Origin of the sequence: Catenovulum maritimum (genome assembly GCF_001050375.1) — a bacterium.
Classification (GTDB): Bacteria; Pseudomonadota; Gammaproteobacteria; order Enterobacterales; family Alteromonadaceae; genus Catenovulum; species Catenovulum maritimum.
Genome location: NZ_KQ130482.1, coordinates 509,129 through 527,067, shown reverse-complemented (window position 1 = coordinate 527,067; position 17,939 = coordinate 509,129). Strand labels below are relative to the sequence as shown.

Here is a 17,939-nt window from a genome sequence, read left to right as displayed (position 1 = left end):
ATTATTTTGTTAACAATATACTTAACACAAAATACAAAATATCAGATTGTTTGGCAATTTTGGTACTCTTTGGTGAAAAACATGAAACTATCAAATAGAAAAGTCAGTACGATTCAGTCGCAAATAGCAGACATATTAAGAAGCGAATTAATATTTGGAGATTATCTCCCTGGTGAAAAATTAAATGAGCAAGACTTAGCTGAAAGATTTGAAGTATCTAGAGGTCCAATCAGAGAAGTATTATTAATTTTGTATAAAGAAGGCTTAATCGAAAGCAAACGTAATTGCGGTAACTTTGTTTGCCAACCTTTAAGTAAGCCAGTAGAAGAACTCATGCAAAGTTTCAAACAAAGCATTGAACAATTTGCTGTTTCGGGACAAGTCAGTGCCAGTCGTACACAACACAAAAGTCTTGCCTTATTACTGACTCAAATGGATCTTCACTTAAAGCACCAAGAACTCAGTGAATACAAAGTGGCAGAGATAGAGTTCCAGCAACTTTTCATTGAACTAGCAGCCGGAAAAGACCTTTCAAATTTATGGTACTTAATTGCGATTAGAGTACAACAAAATAAAGAACCGCTAGAAGTTTTATCTAAAAGGCTAGAAAACTTTACAGCCCAACTAGATGGCTTGCAACAAAGCAAACCCTTAAATCAATAATAAAACAAGCAAAACAATTAACTCAATTGCACTGAGGTAAGTAATGAATTATCAAATATCACGTCGAGATGCGCTGAAAATTGCTATGGCAGGTGTCGCAACTTCAGCTATTGGCTGTACTCCAAATATTTCCGAGCAAGGTTCTGGAGTATTATCTCAGAGCCAAAGTAATTATCTGAAAGAATCGATTAGCAGCCAATGGCATAACAGTTTTGACCGCATTTTTATTGGTGGCGAACATTGGGCAAACCCAATGGAAAACTGGAGCATTAAAAATGGTGCGGCTGAATGTGATTCTGAAGGTGGCAATCGCAGTATTCATGCATTAAAACATCAAATTGTTAATTTAGACAAAAGCTTTGAGAGCTCTATCATAGTAGAAAAATATCAAGCTGGTCAAATTGATGGTGGCGCTGGTATTCGAATTGGTGCGAAAAGCGACATTAATGAATTTAAGAGTAATTGTTTTGTACAAGAAGGTATAGATGCGGGTGTTGTAAATGGCCAACTCGCTTTAGGTAAAAAGCGTGTACACCTAAACAAAGCTTCAGATAGCAAAGTAAAAGTGGTTTTATCTGGTACGCCGACTAATGGCATTTATGCGTTAACAGCAAAAGCTTTTGATTTAAATAATAGCCTATTAGCCACAGTGACTGACTACTACCCGGCAAGTGAAGTTGCAGGCAATATAGCTGTGGTGAGCAACTTTAGTTTAAATTCGGAAGATAAATTAACCGACACGGGCAGTAAATTCCGCTTTAGCGAATGGCAAATTAGTGGCGATGCATTTTGCGATAACCAAGCTCAAAAATTTGGCCCTATCTTATGGTGTATGTATACCCTAAGCGATTCTCGCTCTGATAAAGGTTTTATTTTAAAACTGTCAGCCCTGACTGGCCCACTTGGTAAAGAAGATAACCAACAGTTACAGTTAGAAATAGAGAAAGATGGGAAGTGGCAAGCTGTGGCAGAAGCCAGTTTAGATACTGATGCTTGGGTTGCAACTTTTACCATTAACAACTGGCAAGAAAATAGCGACTTCAAATACCGCGTTGTTTATCAAGAAAAACACAAAGACAGCAGCACAACGATTGATACCTTCAGCGGCTTAATTAAAGCGAATCCAAGCACACGTAACTTACGTATGGCAGCATTAACTTGTCAAAACGACTATGGCTTTCCATACGCGCCAGTGGCAAATAATGTTGTAAATATGAATCCAGATTTGGTGTATTTTTCAGGTGACCAAATATACGAAAACCACGGTGGTTTTGGTGTTATTTACGCCCCTGCAGATCTATCTATCTTGAATTATTTACGTAAATACTATCAATTTGGTTGGGCATTTAGAGAAGCGATGCGTAACGCCCCGACAGTCGTATTACCAGATGATCACGATATTCTCCAAGGGAACTTATGGGGTGAATCGGGTATCGCTATGAGTGATGAAGCAATCAGCAGTGGTCGCACCGATAACGCAGGGGGCTACATTAGCCCAGTCAAATTGGTTAATGTTGTACACAAAACGCATACTGGACATCACCCGGATCCGGTTGACCCAACTCCGTCAGCACGCAATATGAGTGTTTACTACACTGAATTAGTATACGGTAAAGTCAGTTTCGCCATTATCGCCGATAGACAGTGGAAAAGTGGACCTGAAACATTAAACATTGATGTGGGTGTAACAGGTAATGACGAGGCACCTGATTTCTTCAATCCAAAATTTGACAAAGAGAACTTGCATTTATTAGGTCAGCGTCAAGAAGATTTCTTAGAAAAATGGGCTGAAGATTGGCGTGGTCATACACTTAAAGCCATGCTTAGCCAAACCGTATTTGCTGGAATTTCAACCCATCAACCACTACCAGATAGATACTTAAAGTATGATTTTGATAGTAGCGGTTGGCCTGCATCAGCAAGAAATCGCGCAATAGAAATCATGCGTAAATCAAAAGCGCTACACATATGTGGTGATACCCATTTAGGCACACTTTCTCAGTATGGTGTAAATGACCAACGCGACAGTAACTGGGCGTTTTGTACTCCAGCTATTTCGGCAGGTTGGCCAAGATGGTGGCGACCAGATGCAATGGGCTTACCTATGAAAAACCGTCCTTCTCATGGTTTAGAGCAAACTGGTGAATACCTAGATAGTTTCGGCAATAAAATTTACGTATATGCCGTTGGTAATCCGCAAGTAGGTAAATCAGGTAATCGCTACATCCAAGCGCATGAAAAAGGCAGTGGTTTTGGTTTTATTGAATTTGATACCCAAAACAAAACTTACACAACATCCGCTTACAAATTCCTAGTTGATGTAACTGATAATAATACAGACAACCAGTTTGCTGGTTGGCCAGTCACTATCGCGCAAGACGAAAATATCGGCATTAACAAAATAGGCTAATAACAATGAAACTAAATCCGACCATGCTAGCCGTTGTGCTAGCAGGTATCAGCAGCACAGCTTTAATATCAGGTTGTGGAAATACACCTACTGTGGCTGCAAAAACCAACACAGCGTCAACTCAATCATTGATTAATCAAGTTAAAATCTTAACTAATCAAGAAAACTATACAACAAATTACTCGGTAACGGGTTCAAGCATTAAACGCTTAATAGCAGAGGTATCTATAGATAAACCTTATGCAAATTTAAGCCTGTTGTCTGGTAATAAAGTGATTGTAGACAACGCCAACATTCCATTTAAAGGTAAACACAAGCTCAGCTTTTTAGTCGACTTTGAAACTTTAGGCAATAAAGAATTAACCTTTATCCGCCGTAGTGCCGATATCAAAATTCACTCAGTACGATTTGAAGATGTAGCAGATGTTGAGTTGCCTAAATACGCAAACATTTCAAAACAAGCAAACTTTGAAACTGAAGTCACTTACAAATACGGTGGCCCGTCTATAGGCGACATAGATGCAGATGGCGACTATGACTTTGTACTAAACAACCATAACCATGTTCCGACGCAATTAGTAACCAATAATGGTGACGGTACAGTCACAGTAGAGCGTTTATTTGAGCATTCGCTAGACTTCCATGGCTCTGCGGTTGGTGATTACGACAACGATGGCGATCTTGATATTATGGTGGCACAAGGTGGCGCGAATGGCACCAATCCAACATCCTATATATTACTAAAGAACGACAACCAAAAATTTACTAACGCGTCTCCAGAAGCAGGTATTTTAACTCCTGCTCGAGGTCGTTCACCGCGTTGGATTGATTTAGATTTAGATGGCGATTTAGATATTGCATTATTTAATGCAAAAACACCAAAATACGATGGCCCTAGACAATTATTTTACAAGAATAATGGCGACGGTACATTCAGCCAAAATCAAATTGCTGGCATTGAACATGCTAAGGGCGAGCGCGTCGTAATAACCGACTTTAACAACGACAATATTGACGATGTTGTGGTTTTTTCGCCAATCACTTTATGGCAAGGCAATGGAGATTTCACCTTTACTGACGTAACTGCACAAATGTTACCTAAAGGCCTTACTGATAAGGTTGGCTATAACGCAGCAACCGATGTTGATGTTAATAATGATGGTTTAGTTGATTTATATTTTGCAGGCAGCCGTACGCATTATCAACTTTCGCGTAAATCTATCGACTTTAATCCAGAAACCAAACGATTAGATATACGAGACGACGGCGAAAAAGGCACAACTTTAGTCAGTTTTGACGCCAATGGCAGTGTGAAATTGTCGGACATGAATTTAACTTACCGCCAATACAACGACGGTTTTGCAATTTTCTTAGGTAAAAATAAAGCCCGAAAAATAGTAAAAGCTAAAGGTTTTCAACCTACTCAATTACCTAAGGAAATGAAAACAGCGCCGTCCGAAATAGAGTTTAGCGCAGCTGACGCACAAGGCTGGCCTGAAGAAAGAAAAGTAAACGGTTTATATATAGGTCATCTAGGCAATGGTAAATGGCAAGCTGAGTGGGTACGTGACCGAAATATTTATTGGACAGTGACTTTCTCACTAACGGGTTTATCTGATGTGAGCTACGATTGGAAAGCCAATAATCGTAACGTACAAGATGTTTTACTAGTAAACCAAGGTGATAAATTTGTTAATGCCACTAAAAAGTGGAATCTGCCTTTAGGTGGTAATAACTGGGGTGTTGCCCGCGGTGATGTAAATAACGATGGCTGGCAAGACCTATTTGTTTATCGATATGGTCACCTAAGTGAAAGAATTGCTGATTTAATGCTATTGAACACTGGTAAGGGTAAATTCGATATTCTCACTAGTCATGGTGCCATTGAGCCAACTGATGTTGGCCACGGTGACATGGGACAATTATTCGATTTTGACTTAGACGGTCAACTAGATTTATTAAGTGGTAGCGAAGAAGAAGGACGTTGGTACTTATTTGACAATCAAACAGACGGTGACAATAACTACCTATTAATAGACGTAAATTACAGCCCTAAAGATAATGTAGATCCGGTATCGGCATTAGTCATTATTGAGACGGCTTCTGGTAAAAAATACCAACAAAGAATTGGCTCTGCAGGTGAAGTACATGCACAAAGCCTTTTAGACATAGTTCACTTTGGTTTAGGTAAAGAAGATAAAATTAAGTCGGCTACAATACGCTGGCGAAATGGCGAGACCCAAACGCTGAAAAATTTAACAGCGAATCGCTTATATAAAACGTCTAAATAGTTTGTTGACAGCCGCCTGCAGTTTGGGCGGTTTTTTTATTTATAAGGTCAAAAAAGATTCACGCACATCAGATTCAACATGTTTAATTTAAACACAGAATAAATTCAAGCAACAAACCTCACTATCAAGACTCAGAAATTTGAAGTGCCCAATTTAAAAATGGATACACTATGAAAAAAATCTGCCTAACAATCGCTTTATTAATAGGTTTAGTAACAAACAGCTATGCCGAACAAAGACAAGATTTCGATTTAGAACATGACACCCTACTCGCCCAATTTGATATAAAGGGTGATTTAGATGATGTCCATGCGATAGCTGCATTAGGTAGCCTACTTGCCCACCCAGACTACAAAAGTTTATTGCCGAGAACCTATGCGGTACAAGGTACAGCTGAAAGAACAAGCGGTAAACAATACCGAGTACCTGAATTAATGATCCAAGCATTTGGCGCAAAAAACAGTGCATGGTTTGATGCCTTAGCCGACCACGACAAAGCCGTAAAACAAATGTACCAAGTCGTGTTATCTGCACTCAAACAAAACAATAACCAAGCAAAGGTTTGGGTAATGGAAGCAGGACAAAATGGTTTTACTCACGACTGGTTAAAACTATTACTTGAACAAGACAATGGCGTAACAGCCAAAGACAGTAAAGAGAGAATTATTGTTGTTCAACACAGTTGGTTTAACGAGCAAGAATCGAACAAACAAAAATTAAGCTACGTTCAACAAAATACGACTTATGTAGCGATAGATGATGGTAACGAACATTACGGCCAAGGCCATAGCGCTAAAACGATACGTGGCGCTCATACGGCGCGCTTACAAGGCCGCCAAACTGAAACTGATTTTAATCCAGGCGATAGTAAATGGTTAGATGCTGCTCGCTCAGAAAACAATACTAAAACCCATGCCAAAAAACTTTGGACAATGGCAGACGACTACATCAAAAACCTACCACACATACACGGTAAATTGCATCAGCAAGGTGGTACTGATTACTCGGATATGGTCGAAGTCTTATGGATTTTAGGCCTAAACGACAGTATTCAATTAAACAGCCAATTTTGGCGCATGTTTGTAACGAGTATAGAGGTAAAATAGCTTAGCTAAAGCAGACAGGATTTGGACTGTTTGATTTATCCCGCAACCCCTAATAGGCTGATTTTCAATATAAAATAATAAGCCAATTCAGTATGCGATAAAATCCTGCTTCACGAAGCTTGATTGAAGTTGGGCAAGTAACCTAGCAAAAATTATGCTCTGAGTGCCTATACAAAAATTGATGCTGAATTGGCATAACCTTTATACTCAGCTTTTAATTAACAATCGTTTCTGTCGAACATGGTGTGTTAGGTCTTGTTAAACATAGGTTTTTTATGGCTAAAAATTTTCAAAGTTGTGGAATTTCGCTTTCTTTATACGGGGGCGTATCTGTAATCACTTTCATCGCGCTTTATGGATTTGAGATACTTGGTGAGTGCAGAATGCATGATCTAGCTTCAACTTTACTCATAATTTTTTTATTGTGGTTAATTTTTTGGCGTTTCTCGGTGATATTTGCCTCATTAAACAAAATGAAACAGCTCATGGATTTGCATTTCCGGTTTCAATTATTATTTTAGTAAACATTCCTTTTGGAACGTTAGCAGGCGCTATTTACTTATGAGAAAGACATAAAAATAGCTAAAATAGGAAAACTGAGCACATCAAAATTTTAACTGCCCTTATAAATCATAAAAAAATATTATTTAACTTCAAACCTCCCCACTTTAAACAATTCAATTTATATCATTTAATCTAAAAGCAGCGGGATTCATAAAAGAACCCCGTTACCTATTTCCATTGATGTCTTATTGACGTTCAAGGATAAACATTTGGTTTTCAGCGCCCGCATTACAAGTCCATTGCAAAATGTTTGCCCCATCACCAGCTGACTTATTAGAAATATCTAAACAGAGCTCGCTATTGCGATTAATGATGCGCCATTTACCTGAGCCTGCACTTTGGAAACGAAACTGTTGGTTATACCCACCCCAATAATCCCATAACATAATATTTGCTCCTGCTGCGGTTGATAAGGAATCGACATCAAAACCACGAGTTGGAGAGGCAACAGGTGAAATACGATGCCATATACCGTCTACAGAACTAATATTGAATTTTTGACAATCGTTATTTAACCAAGCCCATTGTTGGATATTGGCAGCATTGCCTGTATTACAACCGGCTAAATCAATTGTTTTTCCGCTATGAAGTGGAACAATTCGATAAGTGCCATTTACGGTTCCGTTTGAAGCAGAAGAACTAGACCCACCAGAACTAGAGTCCGCTGAATACCCATTGTAAACCTCAAATTCCGCAATTTTAGGTGTGCTATTTGCTGAATGAATCACAAAGCTAAGTTTAGATAAATTCGCTGTAGTAAAAGTAATCACATCAGGAATAGAAGAGCCTGACGCTAAAGTAGTCCCTGTATCATAATTTACCAGTGACCACGAGGTAATCACGTTATTTGCTTGAACAATGCGAACCGCATTAACGTTGGTATTTAAGTTCTTAACATTTATTGTACCGGTTGAACCAGATGGCGACCAATAAGTTGAAGTTTCCCCATCAATCACATTACCATAACTCGAACCGCTGGCTTTTGAGCTGCCATCAGCGCCTGCACTTAGTGCTAAGTTCTCGCCTGTGCCGCCGTTACCTGTGTCACCGTTACCGTTACCTGTCTCACCGTTGCCTGTATCGCCATTGCCTGTATCGCCACCATCGACAACTGAGCAACTACCATCGGAAGTATTTAAGCCTTTGTTTGCGCCTGCGGTAGACGACACTATACTAGGAACACAACTTGCGTCATCTAATTGAAAATTATAGGGAATACTGATAGAAGTGGTTGAAGTAGGATTTGGACCCGCTGGATGATTACTGCTTTCTTCACTTGTCCAACTCACATTATCAAAGATATTGCCATTAACTTGCCAATAACCCATATCGTTTGTATAGAAAGTACCTAACACATCTTTTGAATCTTCAAAATAATTGTTATCCGCGCGGATTTGGCCACCAATTCTTGGGTTCATACCTGATTTATTTAAACTAACATAGTGATTATTATAGGCATGAGCAGTTGCGTGGCGTAATAAAGGAGCTCGTGAATCTATGTTTTGATATAGGTTATGATGGAAAGTAACCGGGCCATTATTATCATCACTATCGCTTGAACCAACTAGGCCACCACGGCCTGAATTACGTAAAATACTGTACGAAAGTGTCACGAATTTAGTATTAGCTTTCATATCAAATAGTGCATCGTAACCAGCACTTTCTCCACCACCTGCTTCCAAAGTTGCGTGATCAACCCAAACATTATAAACGTCACTTTCCATACCAATAGCATCACCACCATTAGAAGTAGGCGAACCTGACTTTTTAACGTTTCTTACATGCACGTTCCGAATGATAATGTTTGATGCATTACGGATGTGAATGCCAAGTTCATCGAACAAAGCTCCGCTACCAACCCCAATTAAGGTAACGTTACTGATATCTTTTAACTCAATTTTATCATCGGCAGTATTACAGCTATCGCCCGACACTTTAGATGTGTTGCCATGGTTAATAGTCCCCTCAACTTCAATGATAATCGGCGTATCACTAGAGGCTCGATTACACAAAGCAGCATGAATTTGGGTACCAGATGTTGCACGTACCACTTGGCCGCCTTCGCCGCCGGTTGTCCCACCATTTTGAGTATGATAACCCGATGCGACAGCGGCATTAGCGTACAATGCGCTCAGTACTGCTACTGCCTGTATAGAGTGTTTTACATATTGTTTAGTTTTCATTTTTCATCCTTTTGAGGTGCTATTTTTATTTAATAAATTTGCCCTAGATCGAAATGCTACCGGTGGCATTTCTACCAATAAAGAGACAAAATTTTCTGCTCAATGTGTCTTGAGTCAAAATGCAGTATAAGTATCAAATAAAGAATATCAATAAAATTCAGTTATTTTGTTTTATTAATGTTAAAAAAGCAACTTTAAGGATAGTGTCCAACTTAGACGAAACGCGCTAAAAAAACAAATTAAACCTTTAATAACATAACTTAAGCTTAATCTTGTTCCCGAATTTAAGAAAAACAAGATAATTGTTAATAAAAATGACATGATTCAATATAACTAAGTCAAATATCTCGATTAAGATATCTGCACTTGAAATTTAATTTCTACAAAATCTTTAAAGGTAAAATGCTCGAACTCATATAGATTCGAGCATTTATATTAAGCTCTGCTATTTGGTAATAGTGAGTTGAACTCGGTCTGTGATGCCGGATGTTAAAAAGCTTGGTGACTTACCGTCCGCTAAGGGTTTAGCATCACTCCATGAATAAACATCTATATTCACCTTACCTGTTTTATGGGTAGTAACTTCACCAAATTTATTTACAGATGCAATTGAAGGATCAGAAGACACCCAAATCACGCCATCTCTATTGGCACTAAACGGCAAAGTGGACACATTTAGATCTAACTTTGTACCTAGTTTTATAGTCGATTTAGTCGAATGAATAATCAGCCGCTGCGCATCGACATTTTTATTGTCTTCAACCACTTGCTTAAGCGCTACATAAGCCTGTCGCTGTACTGGTGTTAACTTATTGATATCCAGTCCACTATAGCGACGAACGCCCCAGCGAACCTCAATATAGCTATCTCCTGCTCGTTCTAACGGATCAGTAGTTAAATCAAAAAAACGTCCATCTGGATAAGCTTTGGTTGAGCCATAATATTTGTACGATTTATTAAATGCAAAATGGGTAAAACGTTCATTATTTTCAATGTCATCGTATCTACCGTTGGCTATATACCAACTGTAAATGTGCCGCCTGTGTTGTTTTGTTTCGCCGAGCATTTGTGGCCAAAAACTCATACCATCTAAACGAGTTTCTTTTGGGATGGCGACACCTGCAGCTTCTGCCATAGTCGGAAATACATCGGTTAAATACACTAAGCCATCATAACTTCTCACTGTATTTTGACCCGCTTCAATAGTGCCCGGTTGGCTTAACACCATACCAACATGGATCCCATTGTCAGTATTACCACCTTTGCGAGCCGGGTAAACTGTTCCATCTTTTTTAACGTGGGCAAAAATTTCTTTGGTGCCATTATCGCCCATGACAATAATTAAGGTATCTTCACGTAATTTTAGTTGATCTAATTTAGTCACCAATTTGCCGATAAGCTTATCAGTATATTCAATCATGTCCGCTATGTATTTTGGATCATCTCCCGTATGACCATTTCTATTATTTGGCCACTCATCGAACTGGTCAAAAATAGTGTTAGGTTTCGTATCTGGCGTCGGTTTATGGTCGTCGTGTACAAGTGCCATTGGGTAATATAAAAAGAAAGGTTTATCTTGATTTTTTTCGATAAAATTAAGCACGTGTCGATTATAAATATCAGGGCCATACCAACGGCGGCCGGTTTCAGGATCTAGGTCGGTGCGCTTTCTATAGTCAACTAACTCACCATTTATCACCAAATTTGGATTGATAAAACGTTGCCCTTCTTCAACTACGTCGAATGCAACATACTCATCCCAACCAAATTCACTAATATAGTCTTTAGCTGCAATTTCTTTGGTGCCACGGGTTTGCTTCCATTTACCAAACATACCTGTGGTGTAGCCAGCTCGTTTAAATACATCACTAAAAGTAATGTCAGACGCATGCTGTGATTTAGGTTTTAAATAATTTCGATTGTTTTGTTTACCGCTCATTAGCGCAATGCGAGTGTTCTCACATAACGGATGAGTAAAAGCATTTTCAATTCTAATACCTTGTTCAGCTAGCTTGTCTATATTAGGTGTTGAGAATTGAATGTCAGCAAATTTACCATGTTTTGACCGGATAACGTCCGCGCCATAAGTTGTGAAACCATAATGGCTTAAGTCATCAATTAGAATAAGTACTAGATTGGGTTGACGTTGAGATTGCTCCAAACTTGTGTCTATTACAGGTTTTTCATCTTGTGTACTAACACATCCAGTCAGCAAAAATAGGCTGATTAAAACAGCATAAACTGAGATTCTTTTCATAACAGCGTCCAATATTGGTTAAGTTTGAATAAAAATTATTTTTAAGTATAAAAAAAGCCCTCACAAGGAGGGCTAATAGTAATGACCAAACCTAATCAGAGGTTATGGAATCTGATAAAGGCGAACATCTTTGATAGTGAAAGATTGATCGTTTTGCCAGAAGACAAAGTCTAAAGTAACATCTTCATCTTTCCAATTAACACCAGAAGGCTTCTCAAATTCAGTTAACATTACTAGAGCAACATTTGAATTTGAATCAACATTTCGATTTGTCATATCACGTGCAATCGTGGCAGAACCACCTGCATTTGACAAACGAATCGCAAAGTTTTTCAAACCTACAGGTAGCTCAAATTCCACCATATAGCGACCACCTGTTTTTACCGAACCCGCTTTAACCGGTAAACTAACAACTACAGCTTCAGATTTACCTGTGGTATCCACTTGAAGCGCTTGCGTAGCTGTATCAACAGTGACTGTACCTTGACCATTATTAGTAACTAATGCTGCATCAAGGAATTGACCTGCATCGCTTTCAATCATGTCGGCTGCTGCAGTATCAATAAAGTTAAAGTTAACCACTTTAAACGAATCCCATACAGAATTTGGCTTATCGTGTGCACCACTGTTGTTAAAGATATACATACCTAATAAATCAGGATCAGCTACAGGTGATGTACCTGTATTGTGTGTGTACCACCACTCACGCCATTCACCTACATCAGCAGCTTTATATGGTAAACGGTAGCCGCCCCACCAACCTGCTGACCACAGTTGATTTGCTGCTGGCGCTCGGCCATTAGCAAAAGTTACCATAGGCATTACTTCTAGATCGGATGCTTCGTCATTTTTAAACCACCAAGAAATATAATATTTCTTATCTTTAACCAAGTCAGGAAACTTAGCCGCAGGAATATCATTTGTTTTCTTAGCAATAGATTGCTTAGCACCGGCACCCGCTTGAACCAAGTCAGTAACATGCGTAAAGCCATTTGGATCCAAGAATAAACTTGAGTCTGGTGTATCTAATCCTGCATCTAAGTCTGCACGGAATAAGTTAAAGTTACGCTCTGCAATCGCGACTGTTAATGTGCGCGTTTGGACACTTTCATCACCAGAATCACTATTTTGAAGCTTGTATTCAAACATTAGCTCATGTGGTTGACCCGGTTGCGTTTCAGCAAAGAAAGCATGAGTATTAACATTAAGGGTATTACTACCGTCCCAAGTTAAACCATATTCGAGTGCAGCTTTGTCTTTTTGGACTAAGTTGATAGCGACTAAATTATCGCCTTCTGTTAGTTCTAACAAGTCAACCGCAACAACACCATTGGTTTCACCGGATTCCTCAATATTAATTGTATGTTCAGCTGCTTTAAACGCTGGGAAGCCAATTGGTGGCAAACCGCTTATAGTAACAACTTTAACACCACTAATTTCTTTCGTGCCATCCGTTAATGTGTAAGAAATACCAACATTCCTTTTCTCTTTAATAAACAATTCATCAGCATAAACCGAAGGGTCAACGGTTAAAGTTGACTCACTGCCGAATCCTTTCTTACAAGAAAATGCGCCATCGTGTAATGGTTGGTTATCATAGTCCAATTGTGCTTGAATGACTGCAATTTCAGCATCCGTTTTGCCAGCCTTTTCCGCATCTGTAAGCGCTGGAAAAATGTATTGCGTACATTCTTTTAACCATAGGTCTTGTACAATTGGAAATTGCAGTTCTTCAAAGCCTGTAGCACCGTTATTGACAATAAACATAGCCATATCAGTGATATCTTTATCTGATGCATGCTCAAGTAAGTTAACAACCACTTGCGGATCACGCTCAGCAACCACAACTTTTGCTTCAGTGACTTTAACTTGATCTATGACAGGAGCATAATCTTCACCTTGTACTGTAATTTTCACTTCACGAGAAACTTCAGCTTCACCATCAGTAAATATTACTTCTAAATGCAAAAATGCTCTAAGCTCATCAGTCAACATAGGCGCAAACGCGGTTGGCGTCACTTTGACCTTATCATTTAAAATTTCAAAGCCAAACTCCTCTGTAGAAATTTTAGGTCTGTCATCAATACAACCGTCAGCATCAGGGGTTTCAGTGTCTAAACACCAATCCGTCCAAATCGGTCGAATTGATTTGATTGCAACTCGGTCCAAAGTATCAGGGTCAGATACACCTTCCTTTAAGTCGACAAATGTATAATCAACTTTATCGGCACCACCATTCGGGTCATCATAGCCCGTATCTGATTCCATAAAATTAACTTCAAGCAATGCAGGTGAAACTATAGGCGCGTTGTTACTGCCTTTCTTTGGTTTTTCTTCAACATCAACACCACAGCCAACAAGTGCAACAGAGATAAAAGATGCTACTATCGTTTTTGTAAAAAATTTCATAATCTAGTTACCTCGCTATCAAAAGTTAACACGTAAGTTAAGGCGGTAATTTGTACCCGTTTTATACATCATCTGAGTTCGACCTTTGTATACGTCGTCAACTAATGCGTTACCTTCATCAAATGGAGCTTCTACTGGAAGACCGCCTTCTAGAATCTGACTTCCATCATCATTCAACATATAATCCCCCATCCACATATTTCGACTTGTGTAATAATGACGGGTTGCAGTATCCGTAATATTTAAAGCTTGGAAAGAGACTGTCATTTGGTTATTGATTTTATAACTCGCGTTAAAATCTAGACCAGTGTCGCCTTCTTGCCATAAGGCACCTTCGCCCCAAGACGTCTGAACTAATTCATCAGACTTACCACGATAAGATAAACGCAACTGGTGGCCAAATTTTTCCCAGTAGACAGTCGCATTATAACTATGAGTTGGTGTTCTTTCAGATGGCAGCGCTGCTAAACCTAAAGCGATAGCTTGTGCATCCGCTTCTTGTTGTGATTCTTGATAAGTATAATTAGCGTTGATGCCTAAGCCAGACCAAAGCCCTGGTAAAAAGTCGTAACTTTGTTGGTACTGCAACTCAACCCCAGCAATCTCAGCGCCTTTACCATTGCGTATTTCCTCAACATTAAATAGCGCACACTTGTCAAGTAACTCTTGAGTAGTTACACCACCTTCGTTATCGAAATCACCTGAGATAAAGTAATCTTGACGAACTTGGTCAGCAATCGCACGTTTAGGGAAACAAACGCCCATTTTATCTTCGTCTGAACTAAAGTCTTCAATCACTTCTGCTTGTGTTTTTAACAAGTTATCAGCATTGTAACCATCCAAATTTGCGATACGCAGATCATCTAGGTAAGCTTTATAATCAACGGTTTCTTCAAAGTTTGTCATATCTTTATAGAAGAAAGCAGCACCGACCATACCTGTCTTATTGAAGTACCATTCAACAGATAAATCTAAATTTTTAGACTCTAATGGCACTAATTTTGGATTACTCAAGGTAACCCTATTACCCGCTCGTGTTCCCCACACCGATTCAGTAACACTAAAACCAGGTTTTAAAGAGTCAATTCTAGGACGAGACATAGTTTTTGATACAGCAAAACGTGTTATCAAGTCGTCTGAAAGCGCAAAATTTAGGTTCAAACTTGGCAATAGCATGCTGTATTCATTGTTGCCAGTTGTTCTGAAGTTTTGAATATCTTTGCGATCACGAACCAATTCATCTGTGCCAGCATTTAAATGCTGATCAGTAAACATATGGTAGTTAGTAGAGGTAGTGACATCTGAATGACGTGCAAAAGTTACCCAGCCGACATTAGGTTGGCCTTGCGCATTTACTGCAAAACCTTGATACATATCAGTGTATGGGTCGTAACATGCTTCGTTAGTGTCGATTAGCTTCTTAAGCCGAATATCATCACTACTGTCATCAAGTGTTCCATTGTGATACCAACCTAGCCCGTCGACACGTGCATAAGCGTATTCTCTACCTGGCGTAGTTGTGTCGTATTCGACTGAAGTTTGGCCGTCTGCAGTAGTGAAACCATCGGCTAATTCGTAAGGCCCTGTATTCGCGGTTGATTGGCCATGACATGAAGGGTTTGCGCTATTACGTAATTGCAGCGCATAGAAAGGGTCAAAAATACGGTGTAATAAAACAGGATCAGTTTGATAAGTAGTACCCGAATAACCCCAAGTATTTACTTCATCTTTAACGTAACGTAAACCGACATCTGCAGTTAACCTATCATCAATTGCTGAAAAATTCAGTTTTAAGTAAGCCGCTTGCGTGTCAATGTTCATTTCACGCGTTTGCGAGTTATTAACGGTTAAAGCCGCATCAGCCGAGCCTAATGCACGTTCAAATGCAAGCGTAGAGTCGATCATAGGCCAACCGTCTGTCGCAGCGTTGCGACTTACACCTAATTCTTCCATAAAGTTGTTGTGCGGAAATTCTTCCGTGCTGGCTATCTCTGAACCTAAAATTTCAGTAACTGTATCGCCAGCTTTAATAACTTTATCCGTAACATAGTTGCCGTCATTATCAAATACAGGCACTGTCGTCGCTTGGGTAGTATTATCAAACTTACCTACTTGATTATCGACAAATTTTGTACGCTGGTTAGCTTTAGCACCAAACTCAAGTTTAACTAAAGGACCAAATTCAACATCCCAATCAAAATCTAAAGATGCGCTTTTAAAAGTATCTTCAATACTACGAACTGTGCGTCCCATATAACCTATGTTGGTTGCGGCGCGGTCATCTGGATTAAAACCTGTAATAACGTCATTATCAAAGTTTGTGTCAGGGTCATTATGTACAATTAAACCATTACCAAATTCAAGTTCACAGACACCGTTAGCTTTGTCTCTACAGTCATACCCAACAGGTTGAATACCACCATTTGTACCGTATTCACCAGCAAGCGCTAGTCTTGTCTGTGGAATTTGGAAACCTTGCATTGTGATAAAACTTGATGGGCCTGGGTTTTCAACCGTTTCAGAATAACTAACATTAAAGTCCATTCTTAAATCGTCAGTGACATACTGCTCTATGCGAATACCACCTGATTTATTGACGATATCTTTGATACCTTCTGCACGGTTATAGCCACCGTCACCAAAACGATTAACATACTTATCTACCGTATGCGTATCTGTATTAATATGAATCCAGTCTAAGGCAGGATCACTGAAATTAGCGATATCATCATTATTTGGTAAAGAGTCATGCTTAACGCCTTTCTCCAATAAACTACTATCAGCACGAGTTCTGGTTTGAATGGCTAAATCGTCGTTCACTAGAGTCTGTTTGCTGTAGTTAAAATCAACTAAGACATTCGTCGTATCTGTTGGTAGCCATTGAAAAACGAAGTTACCACCTTGACGATCTCGCTTGTTTTGTAACATTGAATATTGAGCCGCACCACGTAAAATTGCGTGCGTATCGGTTAACATATCACCATTTTGATCGGATGCTAAAGGAATTTGTACCGCTTGATATTGGTTTTCAGCAACGATGAATCGATCTGAGCGGAACGATTGCGTTTCTTTAAATACAGTTGCAGCAAAACCAAAAGTCTCATCTAAGAATTTGTCAGAAAAAGAACCTGACAATTTATAATCAGACTCTTCCGACAAGCCATTGTATCGACCCTGTATAGTCAAGCTACGCGCATTGTTTTTACGATTTAGTGGTTTACCCGTCTCAAGATTAACAGTTGCACCTAAAGAACCTTCGTCGTGATCAGCACTTGCTGTTTTCACAACTGTGATTTTTGATAGGATATCTGAAGAAAATGCTGAAAGGTCTACACCTTGGTTATCACCAGCACTCGTTAGCTGCACACCATTTAGTGTAATTACGTTTTGGTTAGGGTTAGTACCACGAACAGAAATTTTAGTACCTTCACCACCTTCTGATTGAATCGAAATACCAGTTACACGAGAAAGTGCATCAGCGATATTTTGGTCGGTTGATTTACCGATATCTTCAGCGAAGATCGAATCAGAAACATTAGCGGTAGCTCGCTTTTCGAGCATAGATTTAAGAACACTACCACGGTAACCCGTCACCTCAATTACTTCAGGGTCTGTCTCATTTTGCTTCTTTTTCTTATCATTTTCAGCTTCTGCGGCATATGCCATTTGGCTTGCAGATAGTACAGATGCAACCATCAGTACTATAGGTTTGTACTTAAATTGAGTCGCCATAAAGCAACCTCCAGCGTTTGTTGTATTTAATGTGTAAATTCTTTGCCAGTTAGCGATTTCAAGTCACTTTGTTATCACTAAGTTAATATTTGCACAGTTAACACATAATTGTCAACAATTAACATCAAGATAAACATCAAATAAACTCACCAATAGCATCAAATAAACGTATTGGACGACGCATTTGCTTTCAACAAAAAAGCAAAACACCATCAACTGCCACAACTAAACAAAGCCAAAAATCACATAAAAAATAACAAGTTAACTAAATTTTTAATTAAACTTAAATAATATAACCATGAGTTAAATGTAAAATAAAAATTA

Annotated in this window: 8 protein-coding genes; 4 read left to right on the top strand and 4 right to left on the bottom strand. The window is 39.1% G+C overall.

The window, feature by feature from the left end; translation table 11 throughout:
• Nucleotides 1-81: 81 nt before the first annotated feature.
• The 4 genes from XM47_RS01820 (at nucleotide 82) to XM47_RS01805 (ending at nucleotide 6,470) form a co-directional block, all read left to right on the top strand.
• Nucleotides 82-663 carry a GntR family transcriptional regulator gene (locus XM47_RS01820; protein ID WP_048688733.1) on the top strand — a complete coding sequence of 194 codons (582 nt, stop codon included), beginning with the start codon at nucleotides 82-84 and terminating at the stop codon, nucleotides 661-663.
• A gap of 43 nt (nucleotides 664-706) precedes the next feature.
• Entirely contained in the window at nucleotides 707-3,073 is a 2,367-nt protein-coding gene (locus tag XM47_RS01815; protein WP_048688731.1) for an alkaline phosphatase D family protein, read from the top strand.
• Nucleotides 3,074-3,078: 5 nt separating this feature from the next.
• On the top strand, nucleotides 3,079-5,364 hold the full coding sequence (locus tag XM47_RS01810) for a CRTAC1 family protein (protein WP_048688728.1): 2,286 nt from the start codon (nucleotides 3,079-3,081) through the stop codon (nucleotides 5,362-5,364).
• Nucleotides 5,365-5,534: 170 nt separating this feature from the next.
• Nucleotides 5,535-6,470 carry a hypothetical protein gene (locus XM47_RS01805; protein ID WP_048688725.1) on the top strand — a complete coding sequence of 312 codons (936 nt, stop codon included), beginning with the start codon at nucleotides 5,535-5,537 and terminating at the stop codon, nucleotides 6,468-6,470.
• A gap of 749 nt (nucleotides 6,471-7,219) precedes the next feature.
• Here the strand turns inward: XM47_RS01805 and XM47_RS01795 are convergent.
• The 4 genes from XM47_RS01795 to XM47_RS01780 all read right to left on the bottom strand — a co-directional run bounded on the left by XM47_RS01795 (nucleotide 7,220) and on the right by XM47_RS01780 (nucleotide 17,615).
• The gene (locus XM47_RS01795; RefSeq protein ID WP_048688719.1) at nucleotides 7,220-9,217 is read right to left on the bottom strand and encodes a pectate lyase family protein; all 1,998 of its coding nucleotides are present in this window, start codon (nucleotides 9,215-9,217) and stop codon (nucleotides 7,220-7,222) included.
• 445 nt (nucleotides 9,218-9,662) lie between these two features.
• Nucleotides 9,663-11,474, bottom strand: coding sequence for a sulfatase-like hydrolase/transferase (locus XM47_RS01790; protein WP_048688710.1), 1,812 nt, complete (start codon nucleotides 11,472-11,474; stop codon nucleotides 9,663-9,665).
• Between the two features lie 102 nt (nucleotides 11,475-11,576).
• On the bottom strand, nucleotides 11,577-13,883 hold the full coding sequence (locus XM47_RS01785) for a hypothetical protein (RefSeq protein WP_048688707.1): 2,307 nt from the start codon (nucleotides 13,881-13,883) through the stop codon (nucleotides 11,577-11,579).
• An 18-nt stretch (nucleotides 13,884-13,901) separates the two neighbouring features.
• The gene (locus XM47_RS01780; RefSeq protein WP_048688705.1) at nucleotides 13,902-17,615 is read right to left on the bottom strand and encodes a TonB-dependent receptor; all 3,714 of its coding nucleotides are present in this window, start codon (nucleotides 17,613-17,615) and stop codon (nucleotides 13,902-13,904) included.
• Nucleotides 17,616-17,939 lie beyond the last annotated feature (324 nt).

What these genes read in the sequence shown, in the direction of transcription:
- XM47_RS01820 (WP_048688733.1), top strand. Translation starts at nt 82, where the DNA reads ATGAAACTATCAAATAGAAAAGTCAGTACGATTCAGTCGCAAATAGCA.
- XM47_RS01795 (WP_048688719.1), bottom strand. Translation starts at nt 9,217, where the DNA reads ATGAAAACTAAACAATATGTAAAACACTCTATACAGGCAGTAGCAGTA.
- XM47_RS01780 (WP_048688705.1), bottom strand. Translation starts at nt 17,615, where the DNA reads ATGGCGACTCAATTTAAGTACAAACCTATAGTACTGATGGTTGCATCT.
- XM47_RS01815 (WP_048688731.1), top strand. Translation starts at nt 707, where the DNA reads ATGAATTATCAAATATCACGTCGAGATGCGCTGAAAATTGCTATGGCA.
- XM47_RS01790 (WP_048688710.1), bottom strand. Translation starts at nt 11,474, where the DNA reads ATGAAAAGAATCTCAGTTTATGCTGTTTTAATCAGCCTATTTTTGCTG.
- XM47_RS01810 (WP_048688728.1), top strand. Translation starts at nt 3,079, where the DNA reads ATGAAACTAAATCCGACCATGCTAGCCGTTGTGCTAGCAGGTATCAGC.
- XM47_RS01805 (WP_048688725.1), top strand. Translation starts at nt 5,535, where the DNA reads ATGAAAAAAATCTGCCTAACAATCGCTTTATTAATAGGTTTAGTAACA.
- XM47_RS01785 (WP_048688707.1), bottom strand. Translation starts at nt 13,883, where the DNA reads ATGAAATTTTTTACAAAAACGATAGTAGCATCTTTTATCTCTGTTGCA.